This is a genomic window from Streptomyces sp. URMC 124, assembly GCF_051386455.1.
GTDB lineage: Bacteria > Actinomycetota > Actinomycetes > Streptomycetales > Streptomycetaceae > Streptomyces.
Window position 1 is genome coordinate 1 of sequence record NZ_JBPQTS010000449.1, and the last position, 276, is coordinate 276.

Sequence of the window (276 nt, forward strand, 5' to 3'; positions counted from 1 at the left end):
GGCTGGATATGAGCAGCACCTTCTGGCGCATCCCTTTGGAAAAGGTAGCAATTCGCGAGTGATAGACCTTACCCAGATCAAAACACTCCATCAACCTTCCTGCCTTCTCATAGGCTTCCTCGTACGAAAGCCCGTACAGCTCGCCGGTAAACGTCAAATACTCCGCCGGCGTCAGCTGATCGTACAGCTCCGCGACCTCGGGCACATATCCGATTCTCCGCTTGTACTCGACGCTGCCATCGGCAATATCCTGCCCAAAGATCCGGACCGTTCCGG

Annotated in this window: 1 pseudogene; it reads right to left on the minus strand. The window is 55.4% G+C overall.

What is annotated here, in order from left to right:
• A pseudogene (locus ACSNOG_RS33300) lies at positions 1-262 on the minus strand (hypothetical protein); the annotation flags it as partial.
• Between the last annotated feature and the right edge of the window lie 14 nt (positions 263-276).